This is a genomic window from Natronoarchaeum philippinense (genome assembly GCF_900215575.1).
Lineage (GTDB): Archaea > Halobacteriota > Halobacteria > Halobacteriales > Natronoarchaeaceae > Natronoarchaeum > Natronoarchaeum philippinense.
The window spans coordinates 118,266-142,712 of the sequence record NZ_OBEJ01000002.1; the positions used below are offsets into that span (position 1 = coordinate 118,266).

At 66.9% G+C, this 24,447-nt stretch carries 30 protein-coding genes; 15 read left to right on the forward strand and 15 right to left on the reverse strand.

Translation table 11 applies throughout. From position 1 onward, the window contains the following. Positions 1–5 precede the first annotated feature (5 nt). A complete protein-coding gene (locus CRO01_RS17010; RefSeq protein WP_259370011.1) occupies positions 6–137 on the reverse strand; it encodes a hypothetical protein in 132 nt (43 codons plus the stop codon). Positions 138–453: 316 nt separating this feature from the next. Between CRO01_RS17010 and CRO01_RS07315 the strand changes: the two genes are divergently transcribed. The 3 genes from CRO01_RS07315 (at position 454) to CRO01_RS07325 (ending at position 3,099) form a co-directional block, all read left to right on the forward strand. Then, entirely contained in the window at positions 454–768 is a 315-nt protein-coding gene (locus tag CRO01_RS07315) for a hypothetical protein (protein ID WP_097008487.1), read from the forward strand. A gap of 196 nt (positions 769–964) precedes the next feature. Further along, a complete protein-coding gene (locus CRO01_RS07320) occupies positions 965–2,740 on the forward strand; it encodes a nitrite/sulfite reductase (RefSeq protein WP_097008488.1) in 1,776 nt (591 codons plus the stop codon). A 74-nt stretch (positions 2,741–2,814) separates the two neighbouring features. Next, the gene (locus CRO01_RS07325) at positions 2,815–3,099 is read left to right on the forward strand and encodes a DUF6360 family protein (protein WP_097009151.1); all 285 of its coding nucleotides are present in this window, start codon (positions 2,815–2,817) and stop codon (positions 3,097–3,099) included. Between the two features lie 58 nt (positions 3,100–3,157). Here CRO01_RS07325 and CRO01_RS07330 read toward each other — a convergent pair whose 3' ends face one another. Next, positions 3,158–3,577: a hypothetical protein gene (locus CRO01_RS07330; RefSeq protein WP_097008489.1), complete on the reverse strand. Its 420-nt coding sequence runs from the start codon at positions 3,575–3,577 to the stop codon at positions 3,158–3,160. Between the two features lie 197 nt (positions 3,578–3,774). Between CRO01_RS07330 and CRO01_RS07335 the strand changes: the two genes are divergently transcribed. Further along, the gene (locus tag CRO01_RS07335; protein ID WP_097009152.1) at positions 3,775–4,842 is read left to right on the forward strand and encodes a hemolysin family protein; all 1,068 of its coding nucleotides are present in this window, start codon (positions 3,775–3,777) and stop codon (positions 4,840–4,842) included. Here the strand turns inward: CRO01_RS07335 and CRO01_RS07340 are convergent. Then, entirely contained in the window at positions 4,828–5,220 is a 393-nt protein-coding gene (locus CRO01_RS07340; RefSeq protein ID WP_097008490.1) for a hypothetical protein, read from the reverse strand. The two genes, CRO01_RS07335 and CRO01_RS07340, sit on opposite strands and share 15 nt — an antisense overlap. A 105-nt stretch (positions 5,221–5,325) precedes the next feature. On the opposite strand from CRO01_RS07340, the gene CRO01_RS07345 reads away from it, so the two are divergent. Continuing rightward, positions 5,326–5,670 carry a helix-turn-helix domain-containing protein gene (locus CRO01_RS07345; RefSeq protein WP_097008491.1) on the forward strand — a complete coding sequence of 115 codons (345 nt, stop codon included), beginning with the start codon at positions 5,326–5,328 and terminating at the stop codon, positions 5,668–5,670. Positions 5,671–5,672: 2 nt separating this feature from the next. Continuing rightward, on the forward strand, positions 5,673–5,996 hold the full coding sequence (locus CRO01_RS07350; protein ID WP_097008492.1) for a DUF7521 family protein: 324 nt from the start codon (positions 5,673–5,675) through the stop codon (positions 5,994–5,996). Between the two features lies 1 nt (position 5,997). Here the strand turns inward: CRO01_RS07350 and CRO01_RS07355 are convergent, their stop codons facing one another. Beyond that, positions 5,998–6,852 carry an aldo/keto reductase gene (locus tag CRO01_RS07355; protein ID WP_097008493.1) on the reverse strand — a complete coding sequence of 285 codons (855 nt, stop codon included), beginning with the start codon at positions 6,850–6,852 and terminating at the stop codon, positions 5,998–6,000. Between the two features lie 234 nt (positions 6,853–7,086). On the opposite strand from CRO01_RS07355, the gene CRO01_RS07360 reads away from it, so the two are divergent. Then, positions 7,087–8,982 carry an ABC transporter ATP-binding protein gene (locus tag CRO01_RS07360; RefSeq protein WP_097008494.1) on the forward strand — a complete coding sequence of 632 codons (1,896 nt, stop codon included), beginning with the start codon at positions 7,087–7,089 and terminating at the stop codon, positions 8,980–8,982. 54 nt (positions 8,983–9,036) lie between these two features. On the opposite strand, the gene CRO01_RS07365 is transcribed toward CRO01_RS07360, so the two are convergent. Next, positions 9,037–9,771, reverse strand: coding sequence for a type 1 glutamine amidotransferase (locus tag CRO01_RS07365; protein ID WP_097008495.1), 735 nt, complete (start codon positions 9,769–9,771; stop codon positions 9,037–9,039). A gap of 135 nt (positions 9,772–9,906) precedes the next feature. Beyond that, on the reverse strand, positions 9,907–10,707 hold the full coding sequence (locus CRO01_RS07370; protein ID WP_097008496.1) for an alpha/beta fold hydrolase: 801 nt from the start codon (positions 10,705–10,707) through the stop codon (positions 9,907–9,909). Positions 10,708–10,827: 120 nt separating this feature from the next. On the opposite strand from CRO01_RS07370, the gene CRO01_RS16260 reads away from it, so the two are divergent. Then, positions 10,828–11,106: a DUF7577 domain-containing protein gene (locus CRO01_RS16260; RefSeq protein ID WP_099458952.1), complete on the forward strand. Its 279-nt coding sequence runs from the start codon at positions 10,828–10,830 to the stop codon at positions 11,104–11,106. Between the two features lie 59 nt (positions 11,107–11,165). Then, positions 11,166–12,080, forward strand: a complete 915-nt coding sequence (locus CRO01_RS07380; RefSeq protein ID WP_097008497.1) for a CPBP family intramembrane glutamic endopeptidase — start codon at positions 11,166–11,168, stop codon at positions 12,078–12,080. A 61-nt stretch (positions 12,081–12,141) separates the two neighbouring features. On the opposite strand, the gene CRO01_RS16585 is transcribed toward CRO01_RS07380, so the two are convergent. Both CRO01_RS16585 and CRO01_RS07385 read right to left on the reverse strand, forming a co-directional pair. Continuing rightward, positions 12,142–12,315, reverse strand: a complete 174-nt coding sequence (locus CRO01_RS16585) for a DUF7535 family protein (RefSeq protein ID WP_179747424.1) — start codon at positions 12,313–12,315, stop codon at positions 12,142–12,144. A gap of 78 nt (positions 12,316–12,393) precedes the next feature. Continuing rightward, positions 12,394–12,939: a CDP-2,3-bis-(O-geranylgeranyl)-sn-glycerol synthase gene (locus tag CRO01_RS07385; RefSeq protein WP_097008498.1), complete on the reverse strand. Its 546-nt coding sequence runs from the start codon at positions 12,937–12,939 to the stop codon at positions 12,394–12,396. 148 nt (positions 12,940–13,087) lie between these two features. Here CRO01_RS07385 and CRO01_RS07390 point away from each other — a divergent pair, with 148 nt between their 5' ends. Then, the gene (locus CRO01_RS07390; RefSeq protein WP_097008499.1) at positions 13,088–13,924 is read left to right on the forward strand and encodes a proline dehydrogenase family protein; all 837 of its coding nucleotides are present in this window, start codon (positions 13,088–13,090) and stop codon (positions 13,922–13,924) included. A gap of 110 nt (positions 13,925–14,034) precedes the next feature. After that, positions 14,035–14,757 carry a DUF502 domain-containing protein gene (locus tag CRO01_RS07395; protein WP_179747425.1) on the forward strand — a complete coding sequence of 241 codons (723 nt, stop codon included), beginning with the start codon at positions 14,035–14,037 and terminating at the stop codon, positions 14,755–14,757. A 108-nt stretch (positions 14,758–14,865) separates the two neighbouring features. Here CRO01_RS07395 and CRO01_RS07400 read toward each other — a convergent pair whose 3' ends face one another. From CRO01_RS07400 to CRO01_RS07425, 6 genes are all read right to left on the reverse strand, one after another. Continuing rightward, on the reverse strand, positions 14,866–15,795 hold the full coding sequence (locus CRO01_RS07400; RefSeq protein ID WP_097008501.1) for a branched-chain amino acid transaminase: 930 nt from the start codon (positions 15,793–15,795) through the stop codon (positions 14,866–14,868). Between the two features lie 277 nt (positions 15,796–16,072). Then, positions 16,073–16,678 carry a GTP-dependent dephospho-CoA kinase family protein gene (locus CRO01_RS07405; protein ID WP_097008502.1) on the reverse strand — a complete coding sequence of 202 codons (606 nt, stop codon included), beginning with the start codon at positions 16,676–16,678 and terminating at the stop codon, positions 16,073–16,075. 6 nt (positions 16,679–16,684) lie between these two features. After that, a complete protein-coding gene (gene spt4, locus CRO01_RS07410) occupies positions 16,685–16,882 on the reverse strand; it encodes a transcription elongation factor subunit Spt4 (protein WP_097008503.1) in 198 nt (65 codons plus the stop codon). Next, complete coding sequence (locus CRO01_RS07415) at positions 16,882–17,454, reverse strand: DNA-directed RNA polymerase (protein ID WP_097008504.1); 573 nt, start codon at positions 17,452–17,454, stop codon at positions 16,882–16,884. Before CRO01_RS07415 ends, spt4 begins: the two co-directional genes overlap by 1 nt. A gap of 2 nt (positions 17,455–17,456) precedes the next feature. Next, on the reverse strand, positions 17,457–17,894 hold the full coding sequence (locus tag CRO01_RS07420; protein WP_097008505.1) for a PIN domain-containing protein: 438 nt from the start codon (positions 17,892–17,894) through the stop codon (positions 17,457–17,459). Position 17,895: 1 nt separating this feature from the next. After that, positions 17,896–19,128, reverse strand: coding sequence for a translation initiation factor IF-2 subunit gamma (locus tag CRO01_RS07425; RefSeq protein WP_097008506.1), 1,233 nt, complete (start codon positions 19,126–19,128; stop codon positions 17,896–17,898). A gap of 294 nt (positions 19,129–19,422) precedes the next feature. On the opposite strand from CRO01_RS07425, the gene CRO01_RS07430 reads away from it, so the two are divergent. Next, positions 19,423–21,132: an L-lactate permease gene (locus CRO01_RS07430; protein ID WP_218839160.1), complete on the forward strand. Its 1,710-nt coding sequence runs from the start codon at positions 19,423–19,425 to the stop codon at positions 21,130–21,132. A 59-nt stretch (positions 21,133–21,191) separates the two neighbouring features. Further along, positions 21,192–22,184, forward strand: a complete 993-nt coding sequence (locus CRO01_RS07435; RefSeq protein ID WP_097008508.1) for a DUF5787 family protein — start codon at positions 21,192–21,194, stop codon at positions 22,182–22,184. 20 nt (positions 22,185–22,204) lie between these two features. Here the strand turns inward: CRO01_RS07435 and CRO01_RS07440 are convergent, their stop codons facing one another. Next, complete coding sequence (locus CRO01_RS07440; RefSeq protein ID WP_097008509.1) at positions 22,205–23,152, reverse strand: hypothetical protein; 948 nt, start codon at positions 23,150–23,152, stop codon at positions 22,205–22,207. 198 nt (positions 23,153–23,350) lie between these two features. Between CRO01_RS07440 and CRO01_RS07445 the strand changes: the two genes are divergently transcribed. After that, the gene (locus CRO01_RS07445) at positions 23,351–24,133 is read left to right on the forward strand and encodes an AzlC family ABC transporter permease (RefSeq protein WP_097008510.1); all 783 of its coding nucleotides are present in this window, start codon (positions 23,351–23,353) and stop codon (positions 24,131–24,133) included. Continuing rightward, positions 24,123–24,437, forward strand: a complete 315-nt coding sequence (locus CRO01_RS07450) for an AzlD family protein (RefSeq protein WP_097008511.1) — start codon at positions 24,123–24,125, stop codon at positions 24,435–24,437. The genes CRO01_RS07445 and CRO01_RS07450 overlap by 11 nt, the downstream gene beginning before the upstream one ends. Positions 24,438–24,447 lie beyond the last annotated feature (10 nt).

A 24,447-nucleotide genomic window follows, 5' to 3' on the forward strand; every position in this document is an offset into this window, starting at 1 on the left:
GGTCGTCAGTCCTCGTCACGCTGCTCCGAAAGATGCTCCCAGATCTCGGTGCAGCCGGCGCCCTCTTCGATATCCGCGAGATGGTCGTCGTCCGGCTCCTCGTCTTCGGCGTCGTGCGTAGCAGTTGCGTTAGTCATTCTGAGCCTCCGTTCGTAGTCCCTCGTAGAGCTCGGGCGCGGCGTCGGCGGGCGCGTGTTGCCGCGACGCTGGCTCTCCGCGGGAGTCGTCTGTCATCACTCCCTCGTTACGGCTATAGCATCTTAAAAAAGGGCTTCACCACCAAGCCCTACCCTAGCTCCCGATTACCGGGTTCTATCTCCGGTTTCTCGGTCGGGCAAATCCGAAGAAATTGTACTGCAGTATTGCGATTGTGTGGTCTGAGTGGCGTCATACCAGCGGTAAGGTTTGTAGTCGGCGAGAGGCTAAGGTGACTGGAGCAATAGTACTTAAACCATGCCCGTGGCCGTCCGGACGCTCGACGACGGAGCTTGGATCAGCATCAACGATTCGCGTGCGGTATCGAACAGCGGCATCTGGCCGCTCACGCACTACGAGTTCTGCGACTGTGAGGTCTCATACGTCCTGCTGGAGTCGTTCTACGATGTCGGCGTCGACCGCCACCGCGTCCTCGTCGGAGCGATCGGGCAGTGCATCGAGTGCGGTCGGCAGGACTCGATCGACGACCTCGCAGTCGGGCGGATCGTCGACGGCGAGTTCCACGCCTACGAGCCCAGTGAGTTCCAGTCACTGCTCGAACCCGACAGCTGAGCGACTGCACACTGGTTGGCGAGCGTCCAAAGCGCTGATTGCGGTCGCCTCGGCGTCCCGACGCCGCGGCGTGAGGAACCGACTCGCACGGCACGTCAGGACGTGTCAGGCAACGTTTTCCGGTATGCACGAGACGAGGGGAGAACTGACGGGAGACGGGGTCGTATATGCCGGGACCGTTATAGGGAAATCATACATGCCCACTGACGTCGAGGAATGGAAAGAGGAGGTCTACGGAACCGAAATCCGTGACCACATGGAGCGGTTCGCCGAGGAGGGATGGGACGCCATCCCGGACGACGAGCACGACGCTTGGTTCGAGCGGTTCAAGTGGTACGGCCTGTACCACCAGCGCGCCGGCCAAGAGAGCTACTTCATGATGCGGATCGGCCCGCCGGCTGGCATTCTCGAACCCGGTCAGCTTCGCAAGATCGGCGAGATTGCCAAGGAGTACTCGACCGGTCCCGCCGAGAACCCCGTGTTCGGCAACGGCTGGGCGGACTACAGCACGCGACAGGCTATCCAGCTCCACTGGATCAACATCGAGGACGTACCCGATATCTGGGACGAACTCGAAGAAGTCGGTCTCACGACGCTGCAGGCCTGCGGTGACTCTTGGCGGAACATCGTCGGCTGCCCGGTCGCCGGCAAGGACAAGCACGAGCACGTCGACGCCATCGACACCATCCACGAACTCAACGACACGTTCAAGGGCAACTCCGAGTACTCGAACCTGCCCCGCAAGTGGAAGGTGTCGGTCACCGGCTGCCAAGAGGGCTGTGGACAGGGCGACATCAACGACCTCGCCTACGAACCGGCGACCAAGGAGATCGACGGCGAAGAAGTCGAAGGGTACAACGTCCGCGTCGGCGGCGGCCTAGCGCGCAACGAGCCTCGACTGGCCCGCGACATCGACGTGTTCGTCACGCCCGAGCAGGCCTCGGCCGTCGCGGGCGGGATGTCCGCGCTGTTCCGTGACTACGGCGACCGCGAGAACCGCTACAACGCTCGCATCAAGTTCCTCGTCGACGAGTGGGGCACCGAGAAGATGCGCGACGTGCTCCAGGAGGAGTACGTCGACTTCGAGCTCCACACCGCGGGCGAGGACTACCGCGAGGAGTACTCCTACAACGCCGGCGTCGACCACGGCCACGCCGACCACGTCGGCGTCCACGAGCAGGCAGACGGCAACTACTACGTCGGCCTAGACGTGCTCGTCGGCCGGATGGGCGCCGACGACGTGATCGAACTCGCAGATCTCGCAGACGAGTACGGCAGCGGCGAGGCCCGCGTCACCCAGCGCCAGAACATCATCCTCACCGACATCCCCGAGGAGAACCTCGATGACCTGCTCGACGAACCCCTGCTGGAGGACTACAGCCCCGATCCCCATCCCTTCCAGCGCGGTTCGATCGCCTGTACCGGCACCGAGTTCTGCTCGCTGTCGATCGTCGAAACGAAGAACCGACAGGTTCGCTACTCGCGCTGGCTCAAGGACAACGTCGACCTGCCCGACGATATCGAGGACTTCCACATCCACCTCTCGGGCTGTACGGCCTCCTGCGCACAGCCCCAGATCGCCGACATCTCCCTGCGCGGCATGAAGACGCGCAAGGACGGCGAGCCCGTCGAAGCGCTCGACATCGGCCTCGGCGGCGGCCTCGGCGAGAATCCCGAGTTCGCTTCTTGGGTCGCCGAGCGCATCCCCGCCGACGAGGTCCCCGGCGCGATCGAAAACCTCGTCGAGAGCTTCAAGGACCTGCGCGAGGACGGCGAGACGTTCCGCGAGTTCGTCGTCGACCGCGACGACGAGGAGCTGGCCGACCTGATCGAGCCCGAGGAGACCAGCTACGACGACCCGTTCATGCACAACACCAAGCGGACGTGGTACCCCTACGCCGACGAGGACGACATGGACGCCAGTCCGGCGCCGACGGCGCCCGAGGACGAGCCCACTCCGGCGGACGACTGATCGGCGACGTTTCTTTTTCTCTGCCAGTGTCGGCAGTCGCGGGGGCTAAGTGGATTCGTCCCGACCGCTCGTACATGACCGACCGACTGATGAAGGTCAACGCCTACACGACGTTCGATCTGGTCGACGCGACGGTGACCGGACAGGACTTCGAGGACGACTCGCTGGCGGTGCTAAATGCGACCTCGCCGCGCAAGAACCCCGACGAGGTCAAGCTCCAGTTGGAACTCGACAACATGACCGAACAGCACCTACCGGCCCACATGGAAGAGGTCCACCTCACGCCCGAACAGGCCCGGACGCTGGCCGCCGATCTGGAGAAACACGCCGAGAAGGTCGAGGCCGCACAGTCCGAGTAGTTCGACGCGACGCCGCTGGGCCCTCGGCGGGACGCCGTTGTTCAACGATACAATGCCGCTACTCCTCGGACGTTCCGCCGACCCCGTCGTCGGCGTCACCGTCGGCGCGCTCGCGGAGCCGGTCGCGCTGTCGTTTCTCGGTGATGTGGCGCTCGCCGGCGGCCAGTTCGTCCCGCACCGCGGCTTCGTAGTCCGTGAGATCTGCATAGAAGCCGTCGCGGAACTCCTCGACGATCTCGTAGGTCCACTTGTTCTCGATCGCGCCGGCCGGGAGGTGCTCGTGGCGGAGTTCGTCCGCGAGTTCTTCGTGGCCGGCGTTGCGCAGCAACTCCTCGGCGTCGGCCATGCGATCCATCGCGTGGCCGACCTGATGGTGGGACTCCAGCAGGGCGCCGTAGGCGCGCTGGAGATACTCCGCAGCCAACTGGAACTCGTGCAGCGCGTCGCGCTCGCGGTCGGTGAGATCGGCGTCGGACATACGATACTATCGTCGAGACGAACCAAAACCGTTGCAGCCCACCGTCGGACAACCGAGTGCAGCCGCGGAATCGCCGAACGTGCCGTCGGACCCGATCACTCTTCGTTTGACGGGGATGCCGGGCCTTTTCGTGGCGAGGGATTGTCGTGCCGTTCCACCAGACTTTCAACGGGCCCGACCAAACCGTCGCCCGACACATGGAACCGCTCTGGATCGTCGTCCGAATCGTCGCGGGACTGGCGTTGATTTTGGCCAACGCCTTCTTCGTCGCCATCGAGTTCGCCCTCACGCGGGCGCGACAGTACCCCGAATCGGAGTTCGCCGAGGCCGGTCTCCAGCGGGCTTGGGACATGACCGACGACCTAGAGATCTATCTGACGAGCTGTCAGGTCGGCATCACGGCGTCGAGTATCGCGGTCGGTATCGTCGCCGAGCCGGCGCTGGCGGCGATCTTCGAGCCGCTGTTTGCGAACACAGCGCTGGCGTCGGTCGGCGCCGGTGCAGTCATCGCGTTCCTGATCATCAACCTCGTCCACCTCACTCACGGCGAGCAGACGCCGACGTACCTCGGCGTCGAGCGCTCAAAGACGGTCTGTCGGTACGGGGCGGCGCCGCTGTACTGGTTTACCTACATCATCTCGCCGATCATCAGCGTCGGCGACACGGTTGCGAAGTGGACGCTCGGGCTGATGGGCGTCGAGATGACCGGCGCGTGGCTCGAAACCGAGGCTGATGTGATCGAATCCCGCGCCGAACTTCGGAACAAGCTCGGGGAAGTTCTCGAACAGGGTGACCTCCCCGAGGAGCGCCGCGGTGAAGTGATGAACGCCTTGGATATCGGCGAGACGCCGGTCGCGGATGTGATGGTCCCCCGTGAGGAAATCGTCGCGCTCTCGACGGCCGCCGATCCCGAGGAAAACATCCGACGGGTCAACGAGTCGCCCCACACCCGCTTCCCGCTGGTCGGTGACAGTCTCGACGATTTCCGCGGCATCGTCTACGTCCCCGAACTGACCCGCCAGTGGGAACAGCTCGGTAAGGGAGAGGTCGACCTCGAGGAGGTTGCCTACCAGCCGATGGTCGTCGACGCCGACGAGTCGGTCAGCGACGCGGTCGACCAGTTCCAAGAAGCTGGTCAGGAGCTCGCACTCGTCCGCGACGGCGAGGAGACCGTCGGGCTCGTCACGACGACTGACACCGTTGAGGAAGTGATGGGCGAACTCCGGGACCCGCTCGACGAGCAGTACGGCTCAAATCAGGTTTGACCCGACGAGCAGCAACTCGGATCCAAACAGCGCGAGCGCGGTGAGCGCCGCGACGCCGTAGGCCAGCGCGCCCGCAGCGCGGTCGCGGACGAGTCTGGCGGCCACCACACAGACGAGCAGCGTGGCGGCCGAGAACCCCGGGATCAACAGGGCGCCGACGACCGGGCCGGCGGTTCGGTCGGCGACGAGACTGCCGTCGGCGCCGATCGTCCAGTGGATCGTCATCGGATCGGACAGCGTCGCGGCCGCCCAGACGCCGACCGCGACGGTGAACGCGGTCAGCACGACGGCGGTGGCCTGCAGGGGGCGGTACGCCCGCGCGAGTCGGTCGAGGATCGGTTCCGCGGCGTCGCCGTTCGAGGTGACGGTGATCGGCATCTCGTACGAATGGACGACGTGCAGGGATGTAGTACCGCGAGCACGACTTCAGTCGCTGCAGTCGGCGGTACTGATTTATGGTGGTCTCGTGTCGAGTGTGCTACAGTGAGTGAGGACTGCGAGATCGAAGCCGTCGCGGCGGTGCTCGAAGACGGGACGGCCCGGACGATCCTCACCCAGACGAGTCTGGAACCCATGTCAGCGACCACGTTGAGCGAGCGCTGTGACGCCTCGAAGCCGACGGTGTATCGGCGGCTGGACGACTTGCGAGAACTCGACTTGCTGGTCGAGCAGACCGAGCCCGATCCGGAGGGCGGCCACCACCAAACAGTGTACGCGACGAATATGGAACGGATCACCGTCGAACTGCGCGACGGCGAGTTACACCTCAGCGTCGACCGGCGGCCGGACATCGCCGACCGGTTCACGCGGCTGATCGAGGGGATCTGACCGTGGAGACCGTCCCGCTCCAGCTGGCCGAGACGTTCCGGCCGCCCGACTACGTTATCCTGTTCAGCCAGCTCAGTGGCCTCGCAAGCGCAGTCATCGGACTGTTCATCGCCTATCAGGCCTATCGGGGCTACCGACGCAACGACTCCCGGCCGATGTTGTTTATCGCAATCGGATTCTTCCTCACGCTCGGCATCCCGCTGGCGCTGTTTCCGGCCCAACTCGTGCTTTCGACCGCCGGACGCACTATCGCGCTCGTTATCCAGCAGTGCAGCCAGCTTGCCGGGCTGTTGACGATCCTCTACGCGCTCCGGATGGAGCCCTGACTCAGGCCGTCAGGCGCTCGTACTCCTCGTCGGTGAGTTCGATCGACGACGCCGCGACGTTCTCTTCGAGATGCTCGATCGAGGACGTGCCAGGAATCGGCAGCATCACGTCGGAGTGTTCGAGCAGCCACGCCAGCCCGATCTGGTAGCGGGAGGCGTCGTGGGCATCGGCGACCTCGTCCAGCACGGCCTCCTTGTCGCCGAGGTCGCCCGCGCCCAGCGGGAACCACGGAATGAAGCCGATGCCGGCGTCCTCGCAGGCGTCGAGCACGGCTTCGGACTCGCGGTTGCCGAGGTTGTACTCGTTTTGGACGGTGACGATGTCGGTGATCTCGCGCGCCGCGTCGAGCTGTTCGGCGTCGACGTTGCTCAGCCCGACGTGACGAATCAGCCCCTCGTCTTGCAACTCAGCCAGCGCCGTCACCGAGTCCTCGAACGGCGTCTCGGGATCGGGACGGTGGAACTGATAGAGGTCGATCGTCTCGACGCCGAGCCGGTCGAGACTCGACAGGGCGGCGTCCCGCAGGTAGTCGGGATCGCCCATCGGCAACCAGTCGCCGTCTCGGTTCCGGAGCAGGCCGCCCTTCGTGGCGACGAGCACGTCGTCGCGGTACTCGGGATCGTCGAGCAGCGCCTCGCGGAGCAGTCGCTCGCTGACGCCGGGGCCGTAGGAGTCGGCGGTGTCGATGAAGTCGACGCCGATATCGACAGCACGTCGGAGCACCGCCTTCGCGTTGTCTACGTCGTCGGGTTCGCCGATGATCCCTTCGCCCGTGATTCGCATGGCGCCGTAGCCGAGTCGGTGGATCTCGTCGTCGCCGCCAAGCTCGAACGTGTCGCTCTGGTTTTCGACCATACTGTGACGGTGGACGCTCTGCCGGTTAGGGCTGAGGGTAGCGGCGTGCGCGACCGGCGGTCGAAGCGGTCGTGGTCACGTTCGTCGACCCCGTGGTGCTGACGGCGTCACGACGCCGCGGCGAGGGCAGCGTCCTGCAACGGTACGACGCCGAAGTTGGGGACGCGACGGCGTCCCGGCAACATCCTCGTCGGTCGCGGGGTCTTTGAACCGGGAGAGAGTGCCGGTCGTGTAGTGAGCACAGACGACTCCAGCGCGTTCGATCGCTACCGTGAGGACGTCGACCGGCCACTGGCCCGACTGTTTCGGGAGTACGGCGTCCCGCGGTGGCGGCTGTTGTCGCTGGGGTTGGTAGCGAACGTGATCGCGCAGGCGGCGTCGCTGGTGCCGCCGGTCGTACTGGGCGCGGCGATCGACTCGCTGTTTCGGGGCGAGGAGGCCTACAGCCTCCTCTTCGTCCCGCAGGCGTGGATTCCAGCCACGCCGGAGGCCCAGTTCTGGTTCTCGGTGGCGCTGATCGCCGTATCCTTTCTCGCCACGGCGCTTTTCACGTGGATCTACGGCGTCGTCGGCAACGAGTTCGCCCACGGCGTGATGTACGCCGTCCGGTCTGACAGCTTCGAGAAGCTGCTGGCGCTGGACATGGCCTTCTTCGACGACAAGCAGACCGGCGAGGTGATGGCGATTCTGAACAACGACGCCTCGAATCTGGAGCGGTTTCTCGACGACGCCTTGATGAACTCGCTGCGCTTGGTCGTGATGGTCGGCGGTATCGCCGCGGTGCTTTTCGGGCTCCACCGCCAACTCGCGGCGGTCACGCTCGTCGCGGTCCCGCTGATGGTCGGGTTCACGTGGTGGTTCATGCGCGCGATCGCGCCGCGGTATCGCCGGCGTCAGGAGTCGGTCGCCGCGTTCAACACCCGGATCGAGAACGGCGTCAGCGGCGTCGAACTCGCCAAGACGACCGCGAGCGAGCCCCACGAGATCGAGCGGGTCGACGACGCCGCCCACGACCTCTACCGGAAGATTATGTCGGTGTTGCGCCTGAGCTATCTCTACCGGCCGGGGATGGAGCTGCTGGCGGGCGTCTCGTTCGCGGTGACGTTTCTGGTCGGCGGATACTGGCTGCTGACCGACACGGCGCCGCTGTTTCTCACCGGCGAGTTGCGGGTCGGCACGTTCGTCACGTTCGTGTTCATGAGCCAGCGGATCGTCGCCCCGCTGGCGGAGGTGTCCGACATCGTCGACCAGACCCAAAACGCCAAGGCTTCCGCAGAGCGCGTGTTCGGACTCTCGGACATCCCGACTCACGTCGACGACCGAGACGACGCCGTCGAACTGACCGACGCCGACGGCCGCGTCGAGTACGACGACGTGACTTTCGCCTACGACTCGGCGCTGACCGCCGACGGCGACGAGGAGACGGTGATCGACGGTGTCTCGGTCGACGCCGCCCCCGGCGAGACGGTCGCGCTCGTCGGGCCGACCGGCGCCGGAAAGTCGACGTTGGTCAAACTGCTCGTCCGGCTCTACGACGTGACCGACGGCGCGGTGCGGGTCGACGGCCGGGACGTGCGCGAGTACTCGCTCGCCAGCCTGCGCCGGCAGGTCGGCTACGTCAGCCAGGACACGTTCCTGTTCGACGGCACCATCGCCGAGAACGTCCGCTACGGACGCTTCGACGCCGAGTACGACGCCGTCGTCGAGGCGGCGAAAGCGGCGGAGGCCCACGAGTTCATCCAGAGCCTCCCCGACGGCTACGACACCGAGGTCGGCGAGCGCGGCGTCAAACTCTCGGGCGGCCAGCGCCAGCGCATCGCCCTCGCCCGGGTGTTCCTGCAGGACCCCGCGATGCTCGTCTTGGACGAGGCGACGAGTGCGGTCGACACCGAGACCGAGCGGCGCATCCAGAGCGCGCTGGATCGGCTCGCGGCCGACCGGACGACGTTCACTGTCGCTCATCGGCTCTCGACGGTGACCGGCGCTGACACGATCGCAGTGCTGGAGGACGGGCGCGTCGTCGAACGCGGGACGCACGAGGAACTGATACAGGAAAACGGACGCTACGCCCGACTCTGGCGCGCACAGGTCGGAGACACTGGAACGGTCGAGACTGGCAGTGGCAACTGATCGACAGGGTCTGGAAAAACGGCCTGTGGGTCGGGAACGCTCGCTTGGAACCGGTCAGTCTGCACCCGCGGAACCGGCCGAGCCGGCGCTCGAATCGGCGTCGGCGGACGCACGAACGTCCTCGACGAATTCGAGCCAGTTCTCGAAGACGATCTTGGCCTCGCAGGCCGCGGCGTAGTTTTCCTCGGTGATGCCGTCGAGCACGCGCTGGATGCGCTCGTCGGGCAGGTCTTTTCCGAGTGTTACGTCACGGGCGGTTTCGGGGTCGTACTCGGGGTGGAACTGGACGCCGAAGGCCCGGTCCTTGCGGAACGCGTGGATCGAGTAGTCGTTCTCGGCGAGCACGTCGGCTCCCGGCGGCACCGCGGCGACCTCGTCGGAGTGGGTCGTGAAGGCGGTGAAGCGCTCGTCGATGCCGTCGAACAGCACCGAGTCGCCGCCGTGGCTGATCTCGCGGTAGCCGATCTCGTACTCGCCCATCGCCGCGACCTCGCCGCCCAGCGCCTCCGCGAGTAGCTGGTGGCCCCAACAGACGCCCAGACAGGGGATCCCGGCCTCTGCGGCCTCCCGAACCCACGCCTTCGTGGGCTCGATCCACTGTTCGTCCCAGTATACCGACGACCGGGAGCCTGTGACGACGACGCCGTCGAACGGCTCGGCCGACGGCGGGAGTTCGGACGCGTTGGCGTCGAACTCCGCCAGATCGGCGTCGAGTTCCCGGCGGAAGTTCCGCGGGGTGTGGGCGTCGTCGTGGGCTGCGTTGAGCACGGCGATTCGCGGTCGACTCATCGGTGTCAGTGACAAGTAGACCGCGCACAAAAGGGGTTTCGCCGCCCGCGAATGGTGCCTCCAGCTGTGATCCTCGCTTCGGCGTCGTTCCAGCCACGATCCGCTTTGGCGTCGAGCAGCTTCTCCGGTGCGCGCCTACAGGTCCACGTCGCCGTGCTCTTCGAGGAAGCCGAGCAGCCGGTCGTTGACCGCCGCCGAGTATTCGATGCCGACGAGATGCCCCGCATCGGGTGCGATCTCTAGTTCCGCCTTGGGAAGCCCCTCGGCCAGCGCTTCGGCGTTCGAGGGCGGGACGACCCGATCCTCGGCGCCGTGGACGACCAGCGTCGGCAGCGTCGTCTCGTACAGCGGCCCCTCGTGCTCGTAGGTGGCAAAGGCCCGTTCCTGAGCCTCCCAGCCCGCTCGCTCGGCGTCGTCGTCGGCGCGCCACTCGGCGATCCGGTCGAGCGCCTCTGGATGACTCTCACGGAAATCAGCAGAAAACACCGGTTCCAGCGACGACCGAAGCGCCCGCTCGTCGTCCGGCGGCGCGAACATCGAAGTTCGGGGTTCGGCAGGAAGGTCGGCGTCGGGCCCGCCCGAACTGGTGCCAAGCAGCGTCAGCGTCTTCGCGCGACCGTACCGGCGAGCGTGTTCGAGGGCGACCATCCCGCCGAGGCCACAGCCGACGAGATGGGCAGTCCGCGCACCGGCGTCCGACAGCACCGCCTCCAGATCGGCCGCAAGCTGGGCAACGTCGTAGGGGCCTTCCGGGGTATCGGACTGCCCGGTTCCTCGCAGGTCCCAGACGAGCGTCTCGAAGGGGCCCGCCAGCGCGTCGTACTGCCAGCCCCACTGCCAAGCGCCGTAGCCCAGATCGTCGATGAACGCGACGGTCTCGCCGTCGCCCTCGCACTCGTAGTACAGCGAGACGCCGTTTCGCGTGGTCGTCGGCATGGGTTCCGGTCGTGCCCGCGCCGGTTAGTATCGTTCGGTCCGGCCGGTCGTCGCGCAACTGTTCGGTACGCGGCGTTGGCCGGGCCAACCGTTAAGTGCGATTCTGCCATCGGTTTCGATATGGTCGACCCCGCGGCGCTCCCACAGTGGGTCTACGGGTACGCGGTCGCGTTCGTTCTGGTTCACGGGACAATTCTGTACTATCTCTATCGTTCGAGTGGCGCTTCGAGTTCCGACACATCGTCCGACCCTGTCGAGACCGTGACGGTCGTGTGCGACCACTGCGGCGCCGAAAACGAGGTCGGCTACCGCTACTGCCGGAACTGCGTGCAGGAGCTCTCCGAGACGGACGGCACGGGTGACGCCGAGCAACTGGCAGACACCCGCGAAAGCCTCTGAGCGTCTCTCGAGGTGCCGCGATAGTAAACGTCAACCGTCGTCACGCCGTAGGAAAACCGATGGCTGACTGGGACAGCGACGACCACCGGGACGACGACGGTGACTGGGGCCAACGAGACGGCGACGGCCGGGCGCAGAGCGACGGCGGCGATTGGGACACCGGCACCGATCCACAGCCTCGGGGAGCGTCGCCGGACGCCGCCGGTGGTTCCGGCGATACCGATGCGACGGCGACGCTCGGCAGCGTGCTCAAGATGTCGGGCATCTCGCTCGGTCTCGTCGGCATCGCGCTGGTCGTGAGCAACGCCGCGTTCCTGCTCGTCGCCGTGCTCGCAACGGCGGTCGGCGTCAACGTGCTCGACGACCTCGCGCTCCAACTCGTCCTCAGCACCGTGTTGCTACAGGGCATCGGCTTCGGTACCGCCGCGCTGGTGTATCTCCGGTACAACGATCTCGGCTTCGAGTACGTCCGCGCGCGGATGCCGACGTGGAACGACATCAAGTGGACGATCGGGGCGTTCGTCGCCGGCTACGGGTTGCTGATCGCCGGGAGTCTCCTCCTCACGGCACTTGGTATCTCCAGCGAGGGCCACTCGATCGCCGAAACAGCCTCCGGAAACCCCGAGATCCTGCTGGTGTTGATCCCCCTGTCCTTTCTGCTCGTCGGGCCGGGCGAAGAACTGCTGTTCCGCGGCGTCATCCAGAACGCCTTCGTCGATCGCGTCGGCGTCGGCGGCGGCATCGTCGCCTCCAGCGCGATTTTCGTCTCGATCCATCTGCCGAACTACGGCTGGACTGACGGGCTCCCGACGCTCGGCGTACTCTTTGTCGTCACGATGGTCTGGGGGTACGTCTACGAGCGCACGGACAGCCTGTTCGTCCCGGCGATGGCCCACGGCGCGTTTAATGCGGTGCAGTTTGCCGCACTGTACGCCAGTATGACCTCGGGTGCGGCGACCGGCTTGCTGTGGTGACGCCGCCGCTCGTCGAAAGCGCATCTTTGAAAATCATCTCGCGGTCGCCGCCCTGTGCGTGCTACTGCTCCGGCGTCTCGTCGCCGCTGCGAAGTTTGTCGAGCAGCCACAGCGCGATCAGAAACGGCGCGATCGGCAGCATCAGGAGCAGCGTTCCCGTAGCGACCAGCAGCCCGATCGCGCTCATTTCGGCGTTCGTCCCCGCCGGGTTCGGTTGGGTCGCTGAACGAGTCATACAGTCGAAACTAGCCGGCGATCGATCAAGAATGTTCTCCCGAACTGTGCCCCGACGGCAGGTTCGCTCGCGGTGCGGTCACCAAGGCTCGTCTTTGAGTCCGAGCGCGTAGGCGATGCCGTTTGTCAGCAGATGCAGTGCCGGCGTCAAGACGACGACGACGGCGAGCACCGGCAGCGTGAACACGTCGGTGAACCAGTCGAACGCGACGATTGCGGTCAGCCCCAGCGAAACGATGACGAAATCGAGCTGGTCGACGCCCGGAAAGGCGGCACCGCGCTCCCGTCCGGTCCGGCGCTTGAGGAACGAGGCGAGAATATCTCCGAGCATCGCGCCGAAGGCCAGCGAGACCATCACCGCCGCGGGAAACGTCGGGACGCCGATGCCCAGCGCGTCTTCGGCGCCGGGCGCGAGCGCGTTCAACAGCGCCGCGAGCGCGACGCCGACCAGCGTTCCGACCGCGGTACCGCGCCACGTCTTGCCGTCGCCGAGCACCCGCCGACCACCCCACGTCCGACCGCCGTCGATCGGCGCGCCGCCGCCCGCGAGGACTGCGGCGTTGTTCGGGACGTACGCCGGGAGCATCGCCCAGACGGCGACGACCACGGCTTCGATAACGCTCATAACCGGGACCAGTCGCGCCCGCGATAAAAACGCTCCCGATTTCGACGCGGCGATGCCACTGCGCGCCGGTGAATCAGGTCCCGCACGTATCACGCGTGGAATTCTCTAGCAATCAAACGTTACAAACTCTCGGCACGAAGTCGGCGTCATGCTGCCACCGATCGCCGACAACTTCGTCGCGGGCGAGACCGCGCCGGAGGCGATCGCCCACGCACGCGACCTCGACGGTCGTGGCGTCGGGACGATCCTGAACCTGCTTGGCGAACACTACGAGCGACCCGGCCCGGCCGCCGAGGACCGGGACGCGTACGTCCGCTTGATCGACGACATCGCAGACGCCGGGATCGACGCCTGCGTCTCGGTCAAACCCTCCCAGATCGGCTTAGACATCGGCGAGTCGACGTTCCGGTCGAATCTAGAGGTGATCGCCGAGCGCGCCGACGAGCGCGACGCGTTCGTCTGGATCGACATGGAAGACCACGAGACGACCGACGCGACGCTCGACGCCTTCGAGGAGCTGGCCCGGGCCCACGAGTGGTCCGTCGGCGTCTGCCTGCAGGCCAACCTCAAGCGCACGCGCAAGGACCTCGACCGCCTGATCGACGTACCCGGAAAATTCCGACTGGTCAAAGGCGCCTACGACGAACCGGACGACCTCTCGTACACGCGCAAACCGCGGGTGAACGAGGAGTACCGCGAACTGCTTCGGTACGCCTTCGAGCACCGCGACCGCGGCGTCGCCGTCGGAAGCCACGATCCGGTGATGATCGAACACGCCGCCGATCTCGCCGCCGAGCACGGCACCGATTTCGAGATCCAGATGCTGATGGGCGTCCGCGAGTCGGCCCAGTACGATCTGGCCGCCGACTACGACGTCTACCAGTACGTCCCCTACGGGAACCGCTGGCTGTCGTACTTCTATCGCCGGGTCGCCGAGCGCCGGGCGAACGCGCTGTTCGCGCTGCGGGCTGCTATCGGGCGGTGACGCCGCCGTACGCACGTCCGACGGCGATCGGTCGCGGCTGGAGTACCGTCGTGTCGTCACGCCGCCGACAATAACAGCGCTGATTAGGCAGGGTGCCAAAGGGAGTGGCAATGGCAACGTGGAAGCGGGACTTCGGGAGCGGTCTTGTCGTCCTCGTCCCGATCATCGTCACCCTCTGGGTCCTCGTCTGGCTGTTCAACTTCATCGCGGGCGCGCCGCTGGTCAACCAGATCAATCAGGAGTTGCTCGTCGATCTCGGTTTCGAGGGGATCAGCACCAGCGCGGTCAGCGCCGTGCGCGTGCTCGTGACGCTCGTCGTCTTCGTCACGCTCGTGTTCGCGGTCGGCTACCTGATGCGAACCGCGCTCGGCAACGTTCTCGAAGACCGGATCGACGACCTGATCAACCGCCTGCCGGGACTCCGCGTCGTCTATAACGCCTCGAAGATGGCCGCCGAAACCGCCCTCGGCGGAACCGAAGCGCTCCAGACGCCCGTCAAAGTCGAGGTCTGGGACGGCGTCCGCATGACGGCGTTCAAGACGGGCAAGCGCACCGACGACGGCCGCGAGCTGCTCTTTATGCCGACCGCGCCGAACATCACGACCGGGTTCGTGATCGAGGTCGAACCAGAAGACATCCAAGAGATCGACGAGCGCGTCGAGGACTCGCTGACCCGCCTGTTGAGCGCCGGCTTCGGCGACGCCAACAACCAGAGCGGCGGCCTCCACGGCGTCCCGATCGACGTGCACGAGTCCGACACGGGTCGTCTCGCCGGCTCTGATGCGGATCGGAGCAACGCGGACGGCCGGGCCGACGCTGGTGCTGACGAGTAGACTCGTCACTCACCGATTCGGCGCTGCCCTCGCGAGGATACGGACAAACAGGCGTCGCTGGCTGCCGGATTTCGTCCGAAAATCAGCGCCGCCGAGTCGCAACCGTAGTTAGACGTAGGTGAACCAGTCGGCGTACTCGTCGCTGGGGTCTTCGACGAGGTCGAAGAACGTCTGTTGGATCTCCTCGGTGACCGGACCGCGCGTGCCCGACCCGATCTCGACGTTGTCGACCTGCCGGATCGGCGTCACCTCGGCGGCGGTGCCCGTGAAGAACAGCTCGTCGGCGGTGTGGAGCTGGCCGCGCGAGATCGTCGCTTGGTCGTGGACCGTGTAGCCAAGATCGCGGGCGACCTCGATGACGCTCTGGCGCGTGATACCGTCGAGGATCGACTGGGAGAGCGCCGGCGTATAGAGCTCGCCGTCTTTGACCATGAAGATGTTCTCGCCGGGGCCTTCCGCGACGTAGCCCTCCTTGTCGAGCACGATGGCCTCGGTGTAGCCGTTGCGCCGGGCCTCCTCGCCGGCGAGCATGCTGTTGACGTACAGCCCCGTCGTCTTGGCGTTGGTCGGAATCTGGCTGGAGGAGTGCTTGCGCCACGACGAGACCATCACTTCGACGCCCTTCTGCAGGGCGTCCTCGCCGAGGTACGTACCCCACGGCCAGCACGCGATGGCGACCTGCGTCGGGCAGTCCTTCGGGCTGACGCCGAGGCTGTTGTAGCCATAGAACGCGACCGGCCGGATGTAACACGACTCCAAGTCCTGCCGGCGGATGAGCTCCATCGTCGCCTCGGTGAGCTCCTCGCGGTCGTGCTCGATGTCCATCTCGTAGGGCTTTGCCGACTCGTAGAACCGGTCGAGGTGGGCGTCCCAGCGGAAGATCGCCGGGCCGTCGGCGGTGTCGTAGCAGCGAACGCCTTCGAAGATGCCGGTACCGTAGTGGAGACCGTGCGTGAGGACGTGCACCTGGGCGTCGTCCCAATCTTGGAACTCGCCGTCCATCCAGATGGTGTCGACGTCCATCTCGTCAAATCCCATGGGTGAGCCATTGATGCCCCGTCGTTAAGAGTGTTCACGATTTGCACGCGACGGCGGACTCGCACGCTTCCGAACGATTCGTGCTCATCTCTGGTGAGGCGACGCCGAACGAGGGATCGAAGCGTCTTACGCTTCGGCGTCCTCGCGAACGCCAGTGAGCGAGGGCTCGGAGGACGCATCGCGTCCTCCGGCGTCCTGACGAGGAAGGCGAGCCGGGGTTCGACGAGTTTACTCGTCGGTACCCTGACGAGGAAGGCGAGTCAGGGCTCGAAGCGTCTTACGCTTCGGCGTCCAGCAGCGCCCACAGTCGCTCGCGGTCGCCGTCCATCCGCTCTAGAAGATCGCGGAACTCGGCGCGCGTCTCGGCCGTCACGTCGACGGCGACCATCCCGCGGTCTGGCTGGCCGTAGACGACCGTCGCGCCCTCGGGCGCGGCCAGCACCGCCGGGAGCGTCGCAAGATCTTCCTCGCCGTCGACGACGACGGTCGTCGGACCGTCCCGGGCGACGGCGTCGCCGAGCGCCGTCAGCAGTTCGACGGTCAGCGTGCCCGCTGGATTGGTGGCGGCGATGCGGTCGGGCGGGGCTTCGACCGTCTCGCGCACCTCGTCGTCGACGGCTTGGCGTTTCGTGCGGCCATCGACCAGCGCGACATCGGGCCGTCGGTCGGCCTGCTCGAAGTGGTAGGTGACGATGTCGCCGACGGCGATCAGGGGCTCGCCGGCGTCGGAGAGTAACTCCTCGGCGTCGGTGTAGAGGGGGCCAAGCGGGTCCTTGAACGCCGATCGAAGCTCGTCGGGAAGCCGAACGACGATTGTGGCGTCGCTCTCGGGACGGGCGGCGTCAGCGGCATCGTTCTGGGAAGCGCCGTCCTCGGGAGCCACGCTGCGTTACCGGACTTTCAGCGCGTACGCGCCGGGCTCGGTCACTTCCATCTCGTCTGCGATGCCGCTCTCTTCGGGGTGGGCGATGAACACGTAGCCCGCCCAGTCCTCGGTGAGGCTGCTCGACCCACAGCCATCGCAGGTCTGCTGGTCGGGATCGTTCACGCGGTGGCACTCGCGGCAGACGAGTCGGTCCTCGGCCATCAGCTCTCACCGGCTTGCGCCTGACGCTTGCGCCGCTCCTCTTCGAGCCAGCCGTGCTTGCCGAGGCCGGGCTGTTTGGCCGTCAGGCCGATCTTGGAGTCTCGCGGGTTGCGCTCGTCGATGCTCTTGGTGACGATGCGCGCCCGGACGGCGTCGTCGGTCCCCAGCGCGCGGTCGGACTCGTTCGAGGCGAGCCGCTGGTTCTCCGAGTCGAAGGCCAGATACTCGTTGGAGATCTGCGAGACGTGAAGCAGGCCGTCGACGGGGCCGATCCCGACGAACGCACCGAACTCCACGGTCTCGACGACCGTCCCGTCGACGACCTCCTGCATCTGGGGGTCGAACGTGACGGCGTCGAACTCGGCCTCGTAGTAGACGCCCGGCCGGTTCGGCAGGACGGCGCCCTGACCGATGTCGTGGACGTTGACGACGCTGACGACGGACCCGACGTCCTCGTCCATGCGCCCTTCGAGCTTGTCTTGGAGTAGCTTCTTGACGAGCTCCGGCGTGACGTTTGCGAGCTCGCGCGGCGGTACCTCGACCGTATCCTTCAATCTGACCCGTTTGTACATTGCTATGGTTGAGTAACTGCGAGTTTGTTCTTGCCCCTTAAACCAATTACTGCGACGCCCGCGTCGAGCGTGCGCTCTTGGAGCGGCTGGTCGTTCGTGACGACGTAGTCGGCGATGCCCTCGCGGGCGAGCTCGACGACCGCGTCGTCGGCGTACGACGCCTCGGTATCGACTATCAGACACCGTTCCGTCGCCAGATCGTGTCCCACGCTCGCGGCGATGCCTTCCTCACCGCCCTTCTCGGACAGCTTTCGGAGCTCTTCGACGACCGACTGGGGTGTAGTCGGCTCGTACCCGTCTGCTCGCGGCTCATCGCCGCTCGCTTGTTCCGGTGCGCGCGGCGCACCGTTGAGCAGCCGGTCCAGCTCGTCGAACAGCCGGACGTCGAGTTCCACTGGCATCATCAGCGCGTTCGTGTCGACGACGACGGTCGGTGCCATCCTATCCCTGTAGCGTGCCGATGCCGATCAGCCGCCAGCGAGCGCCCACACGGCGGTTGATCGCGATTTTGGCACCCTCGGCGGCGCAGACGGGCCGCTTGAGCGCGACCTCGCACTCGTCGCCGCGGGCGCTCGTGACCGATCCGACCGTCGTCGCGGTGCCGATCGTCAGCATCAGCGGCTCGCCGGTCGAAATCTCGTCGACCTCGCCGCTGTCCTGCCCGACGATCCGATCGAGCAGATCGACCTCCATCTCGAAGGAGTTCCACGTCGGCGGGAGCGTCTCCGGCGGTCCGGCGAGCTGTCCCGCGAGCGCGTCGCCCTTGGTGAGACTGGGGTCGAGCCCGGTGCCGACGCCGAGCAGTCCGCCCGGCGAAACTGTGTCGACGTTCTCGCCGCCGGCCTGCAGCGATCGGATTTCGGTCGTGATCGGGCGGTACTCCGACTGCCCGCCTTCCTCGACCTCGCGGCCGGGGCGGATCTCGATCTCCTCTCCGTCGTTCAGTTCTCCCTGTGCGAGCGAACCGCCGAGCACGCCGCCGGTGAGGTCTTCCCAAGTCGTCCCCGGCCGATTGATGTCGAAGCTCCGCGCGACGTGCATCCGGGCGTCGGCGTCGGGATCCCGATCCGGCGTCGGGATCTCCTCCTCGATCGCTTGGATCAGCACGTCCATGTTGACCTCCTGCTGGGCGCTGATCGGGACGATCGGCGCGTCCTCGGCGACCGTGCCCTCGACGAACTCTTGGATCTCTTGGTAGTTCTCGCGGGCGCGCTCGGCGTCGACGAGGTCGACCTTGTTCTGGACGACGACGATGTTGTCGATGCCGATGATATCCAGCGCCATCAGGTGCTCTTCGGTCTGGGCCTGCGGGACCGGCTCGCTGGCGCTGACGACAAGCACCGCACCGTCCATGATCGCGGCGCCGGACAGCATCGTCGCCATCAGCGTCTCGTGGCCGGGCGCGTCGACGAACGACACGGTGCGGAGCGGCTCGCTCTCGGTGCCGTCCTCGCAGGTTTCCTCGGCGGTGTAGCGTTCGGGTGCCTCCTTGTCCGGGCACTCGCGGAACGTCGCGTCCGCGTAGCCGAGACGGATAGAGATACCCCGCTTCATCTCTTCGGAGTGCTGGTCGGTCCACTCGCCGGACAAGGCCTGCACGAGCGTGGTCTTGCCGTGATCGACGTGGCCGACCAGTCCGATGTTCACCTCCGGTTGTCGGTGATCGTCTGACATATGGGGAGTAATCTTGGTAGGTTTTCGCCCCGAACGACTGATAAACCTACTGTTCTCGACGCGCCCCGGCGTGACGACGCTCGCCCTCAGCGCAGCCAAGCGCCGCCACGGAACAGTCGCGGCGCGATCCGTCGACCGCCGCCGATTATTAGATTTCGAGAATACGGTGTGACTTAATGGCGGCTGCCGATAAATTTCCGCGTATGTGCCGAATGGAAACGCCGGTCGGTCGGAGCGGCGCGCTCGTCAGAACTGGCGGCACCGCCAGCCGGGAGGCTGTCGGAGGGGATCACCGTGGTTGACCCGCTCTTGGCGCTGGCCGCGCTCTCGCCGCTCGCAGTCGTCGCTGCTCTGCTCGTGGGTGCGCTGTGGCCAGCGACGAGGGCCATGCCGGTCGCGTGGGCGACGGCGGCGATCGTCGGATTCGTCGCTTGGAACATGCCGGTCGAGTGGGTGCTAGCGGCCAGCATCTCGGGCGTTCTGACCGCCATCGAGATCCTTTGGATCGTCTTCGGCGCGCTCGCGCTGCTGTACACGCTGATGCGCGCCGGCGCGGTCGACCGGATCAACGCCGGGTTCGTCGCGATCAGCGAGGACCGACGGGTCCAAGTCGTCTTGGTCGGATTCTTCTTGGCGACGTTCCTCGAGGGCGTCGCCGGGTTCGGGACGCCCGCTGCCGTGGTGGCGCCGCTGCTGCTCGCGCTCGGATTTCCGCCGCTGGCCGCGGTCGTCGCCGCGCTCGTCGGCCACGCGATCGCGACGACGTTCGGCGCCGTCGGCGTTCCGGTCCGGCCGGGCGTCGAGGAGCCCCTCGGGGCTCTCGAGTCGCTATCGAGCGCCGAGGCGATCGACGTCACGCTCCAAGCTGCCGGCGCGGCGGCGCTGTACCAAGTCGCCGTCGGCGTCTTCATGCCGCTGGTAGCCGTCGGGATGATCGTCCACTTCTTCGGCGACCCCGAAGAGCGGTCGCTGTCGGCGATCCTCGAGGTCGTTCCGCTGTGTCTGTTCGCAGGAATCGCGTTCGTCGTCCCCTTCGCCCTGACTGCGCTGTTCGTCGGGCCAGAGCTGCCGTCGATAGTCGGCGCGATGGTAGGCGCCGCCGTCGTCGTCGCCGTGTTGCGCGCGGGCTACCTGCACCCCGACGAGGAGTGGACGTTCCGGACTCGGGAGCACTGGCCGGATCACTGGATCGGGTCGATCGAACCCGGCAGCAACGGCACGTCGAGCAGCTCGGACGCTACCGACGGTCTCTCCGACGACGCCCCGGCGGCGTCGATGTCGCTCGCCCGCGCCTGGACGCCGTACGTCCTCCTCGTCGTGCTGTTGATCGCGACGCGGGATTTCACGCCGATCGGCGTCGCGCTCACCGAACTCTCGGCGCTGGCGCCCGCTTGGGATGCCATTCTCGGCACCGACATCGGCGGCGAGGTTCGGTGGGCGTACGTGCCGGGAACCTGGCTGGCTCTGAGTGCGCTGGCGGCGATCCCGCTGTTCGGGATGGACCGCGGGCAGGTCGAGAGCGCGTGGCGCGAGGCAGGCCAGAAACTCGTTTCGCCGGCCGTCGCGCTCGTGTTCGTCATCGCGATGGTCGGGATCATGACCGAGTCCGGGGCGGCGCCGAACGCGCCCAGCGGTGACAGCATGATGATCGTACTCGCTGACGCGACGGCGTCGGTCGTCGGAGACGTCTACCCGGCTGTCGCGACGGTCGTAGGCGTCCTCGGGACGTTCATCACCGGCTCGATCACCGTCTCGAATCTCACCTTCAGCCAGCTCCAGTACGACGTCGCCGTCCAGCTCGGCCTGCCGACCCACCACATCCTGGCCGCCCAGATGGTCGGCGCCGCCATCGGCAACGTGCTGGCGATCCACAACGTCATCGCCGCGCTGGCGACGGTCGGGCTCGTCGGACAGGAGGGACGGGTCGTCCGTCTCAACCTGTTTCCGGTGCTGTACTACGTCGTCGCGATGGGTGCGCTCGTCTCGGTCGTGACGCTGCTGTAAACCTGCCAGAAGAACCCGCCCGCCGGTCGACTTTTGTCCATCCACACCTACGGACGACCGTGCGCGAGTTCGCGTTCGAGCTGTCGCTGTGCGCTCACCTCGAAGCGACGACCGAAGACGTCGTGAGCCGCCAGCTCGGCGCCGGCGTCGACCGGCCGGGCAAGCGAATCGTCGATGTCGTCTGCGTCGAGCAGGGGCCGGCGTTCGACGAGCGGACGGCGATCACCGCCGCCGCGATTCCCGACGCTGCGATCGAGTGCGACGCCGGGTCGGGCCGGTTCCAGCCCCGCGGACGAGTCATCGAGGGGTCCCCGGAGCGCAAGCGCCGCGTCGTCGAACGCGCCGTCGAGGCGGGCTTTTTCGAGCGCGAGCGCCGCGGCGGGCGCGAGCACGTTCGGCAGGTCGCGCGCTACCCCGCCGACTGGTTCGACCGGATCGTCGGCATCGAGAACAAGCCCGATCTCGGGACGCCCGGCGACCTCGAAACCCAACTCCGCAAGGACGCCAGCCTCGGGCTGGTCGACGAGGCGATTCTGGCGACCGAAAGCCACGTGACGGGCGCCCATCTCAATCGGATTCCCGACGAGATCGGCGTTTGGCGCGTCGATCTCTCGGCCGGCGCCGCCGAACGGATCGAGGTGCTCCGCGAGCCGACGCCGCTCGCCGTCGACGAACCGGGAATCGAACTCCACGACGAGCATCCCGGCCGGGCCGAGATCTATCCGGCGACTGCGGCCGAAAAAGCGCGGGCGCGGCGTCGCCTCGCCGAGCGCGCCTACGGAAAGGGGTGGCGCACCTACGAACTTCCCGGCTGTGCGGCAGCCGACGCCGCCGAGCGCGAGGGAGTCGCCGGGCTTCCCTACTGTGCGTGGAAAGGGCGGTTGGTCGATCCGGCGAGCGAGTGTGGGCCGGCCTGTGGCGGGTACGACGCGGCCGAGCCGCCGGACGCCGACCTCGCCGCGGCGCGCGCGGCGTCGTCGCCGTGGGTCGCTGATCCCGAGGGACAAAAGCGGCGACAGGCGGGTCTGAGCCGGTTCATAGACAGGGAGTGACGGTTCTGGGACAGACCGCCTCACACCGGAGACAGCGATTCGTCGAGCAACTGCTCTCCCCCCGAGTAACAGAGACACGCGACGAACGCCGTCGTCCCGAGTTTGCCCCCGGCACCGGGAAACGCGCCCGCGACGAGGACGAAGACGACGCCACACAGCGCGCCGGTGAGCGCGACCGGCACCTCGCCGTCCAGCCGCCCGGACGCCGACATACCGACGAACGACGCGCAGAACGCGACGGCGGCCAGCGTGTCGCCCGCGGCGGGCACAGCGGCCGGGAGCGCGACGGCGGCGACGGCGCCGACCAGCGCCGATCCGATCACGGCGCCGAGTCCAAGGCGGCGGCTCAGGAGGGCGGTTGCGACCGCTCCGGCGGCTGCGACCGGGACGACGAGCCGGGCGTCGTGCCAAGCGAGCGGACTCGCCGCGGCGTAGGTCGCGCCGGTCAGCGACGCCGTCGAGACGCAGCCCAAGAACGCGATCGTCCCAAGTTTGCCGCCGAAGCCGTCGAACGCCCGGTCGGCGGCAACGTACGCGAGACCGGCCACCGTACCGGCGGCGGCGACGTATGCGACCGACGGAAACAGCGCGGGCGAGGCCATCCCCGCGAACGAGCCGCAGTACGCCGGGACGCCGATCTCCTCTGCGGCGACGCCGACACCCAATCCGACGAGCGCCGAGGCGAGTACCGGCCCCGGCGCGGCGTGGACGTGCAGTAAGTACGTGGCGAGCGCCCCGGCGACGACCGCCCCGGCGTCGACGGCGTCCGACCGTTCGACCGAGACCCCGTCCATCGGCCCGAGCGCCCGGTCGTACTCGGCACCGACCGCGACGGCGCCGACCAGAACCAGTCCGATCCCGACGGGTCCGGACTGGACGGCGTCGGAGACGCCGACCGCGCCTGCGAGCAGCACCGCCGGCGTCAGCCCCAGCGCGGTGTACCCGAGCCCGCGCGGCAGTACGTTCATGCCTTCGATAGTTCGAGTACCGCTGTAGAGCGTTACGATCTGCGACGAAACTATCTGTCCGATGAGGCTCAGGGGAGTGGACGGCGCACCGTCTGCGTGGTCGTCCGGATGCGAGCAGGTTCGTAGAAGATATGGCACGCGACGGCGTAGGCAGAGAGGACTGGCAGGCAGTGCGCCGTCGATCTTCCCTCCAACACAATGCGATCTGACAGCTACCATTCGACAGACAGCGGCGACCCCACCGCCGTGAACGACGCGCCGACAGGCTCCGACGACGAGCGTGCCGACCACGAGCGATCAGTGACGTTCACCCGAAGCGGGCTCCGGGACGGCTTCATCAAGTGCGTCCCCGTTTCGCTCGGCGTGGCGGGCTACGGCGTCGCCTTCGGCGTCCTCGCCCAGCAGGCGGGCCTGAGCGTCGCCGAGGCAACCCTGATGAGCGCGACCGTCGTCGCCGGCGCGGCCCAAGTCATCGCGGTCGAACTCTGGGCGGACCCGATCCCGGCTGCGCTGGTCGTCGGCACCGCATTCATCGTCAACCTGCGGTACACGCTGATGGGCGCTGCGCTGCGGCCGTGGCTGCGCGAGCTGACGCCGCTGCAGGCCTACGGGAGCGTCTTCTTCATGGCCGACGAGAACTGGGCGTTGACGATGGGCGAACTCCAGTCGGGGAGCCGGAAGGGGGCGTTTCTCCTCGGGAGCGGCCTCGCCATCTGGGCCTTTTGGATCGGCTCGACGGTGCTCGGCGCGACGGCCGGCGCGGCGGTCGGCGAGCCCTCCCGGTACGGGTTGGACTTCGTACTGGTGGCGGTGTTCCTCGCCATCGCGGTCGAACTATGGGACGGCGCCTCGGACCTCGCGCCGTGGGGCGCCGCGCTGCTCGCGGCCGTGCTGGGCGCCCAACTGCTCCCAGGAAGCTGGTACATCCCGCTCGGCGGCGTCGCCGGCTTTCTCGTGGAGGTGATCCGAGTTGAGTCCTGATCTCTCGCTCGATCCGGTCGTCGTCGCGGTCGTGCTGGCGATGGCGGTGTCGACGTACGTCGCCAAGGCCGGCGGGCTATGGTTGCTCGGCCGGATCGACGTGTCCGAGCGCGCCGAGGCAGGGCTCGAAGTGCTCCCCGGCGCGATCGTCGTGTCGATCATCGGGCCGGAACTCGCCGCCGGCGGCCCGGCAGAGTGGGCTGCAGCGGGGGTCGCGCTGCTGGTCGCGTGGAAAACAGAGAGCGTGTTGCTTGCGATCGTCGTCGGCGCCGGAGCCGTCGTCGGATTCCGGGGACTCCTGTAGCCGTCGGCGG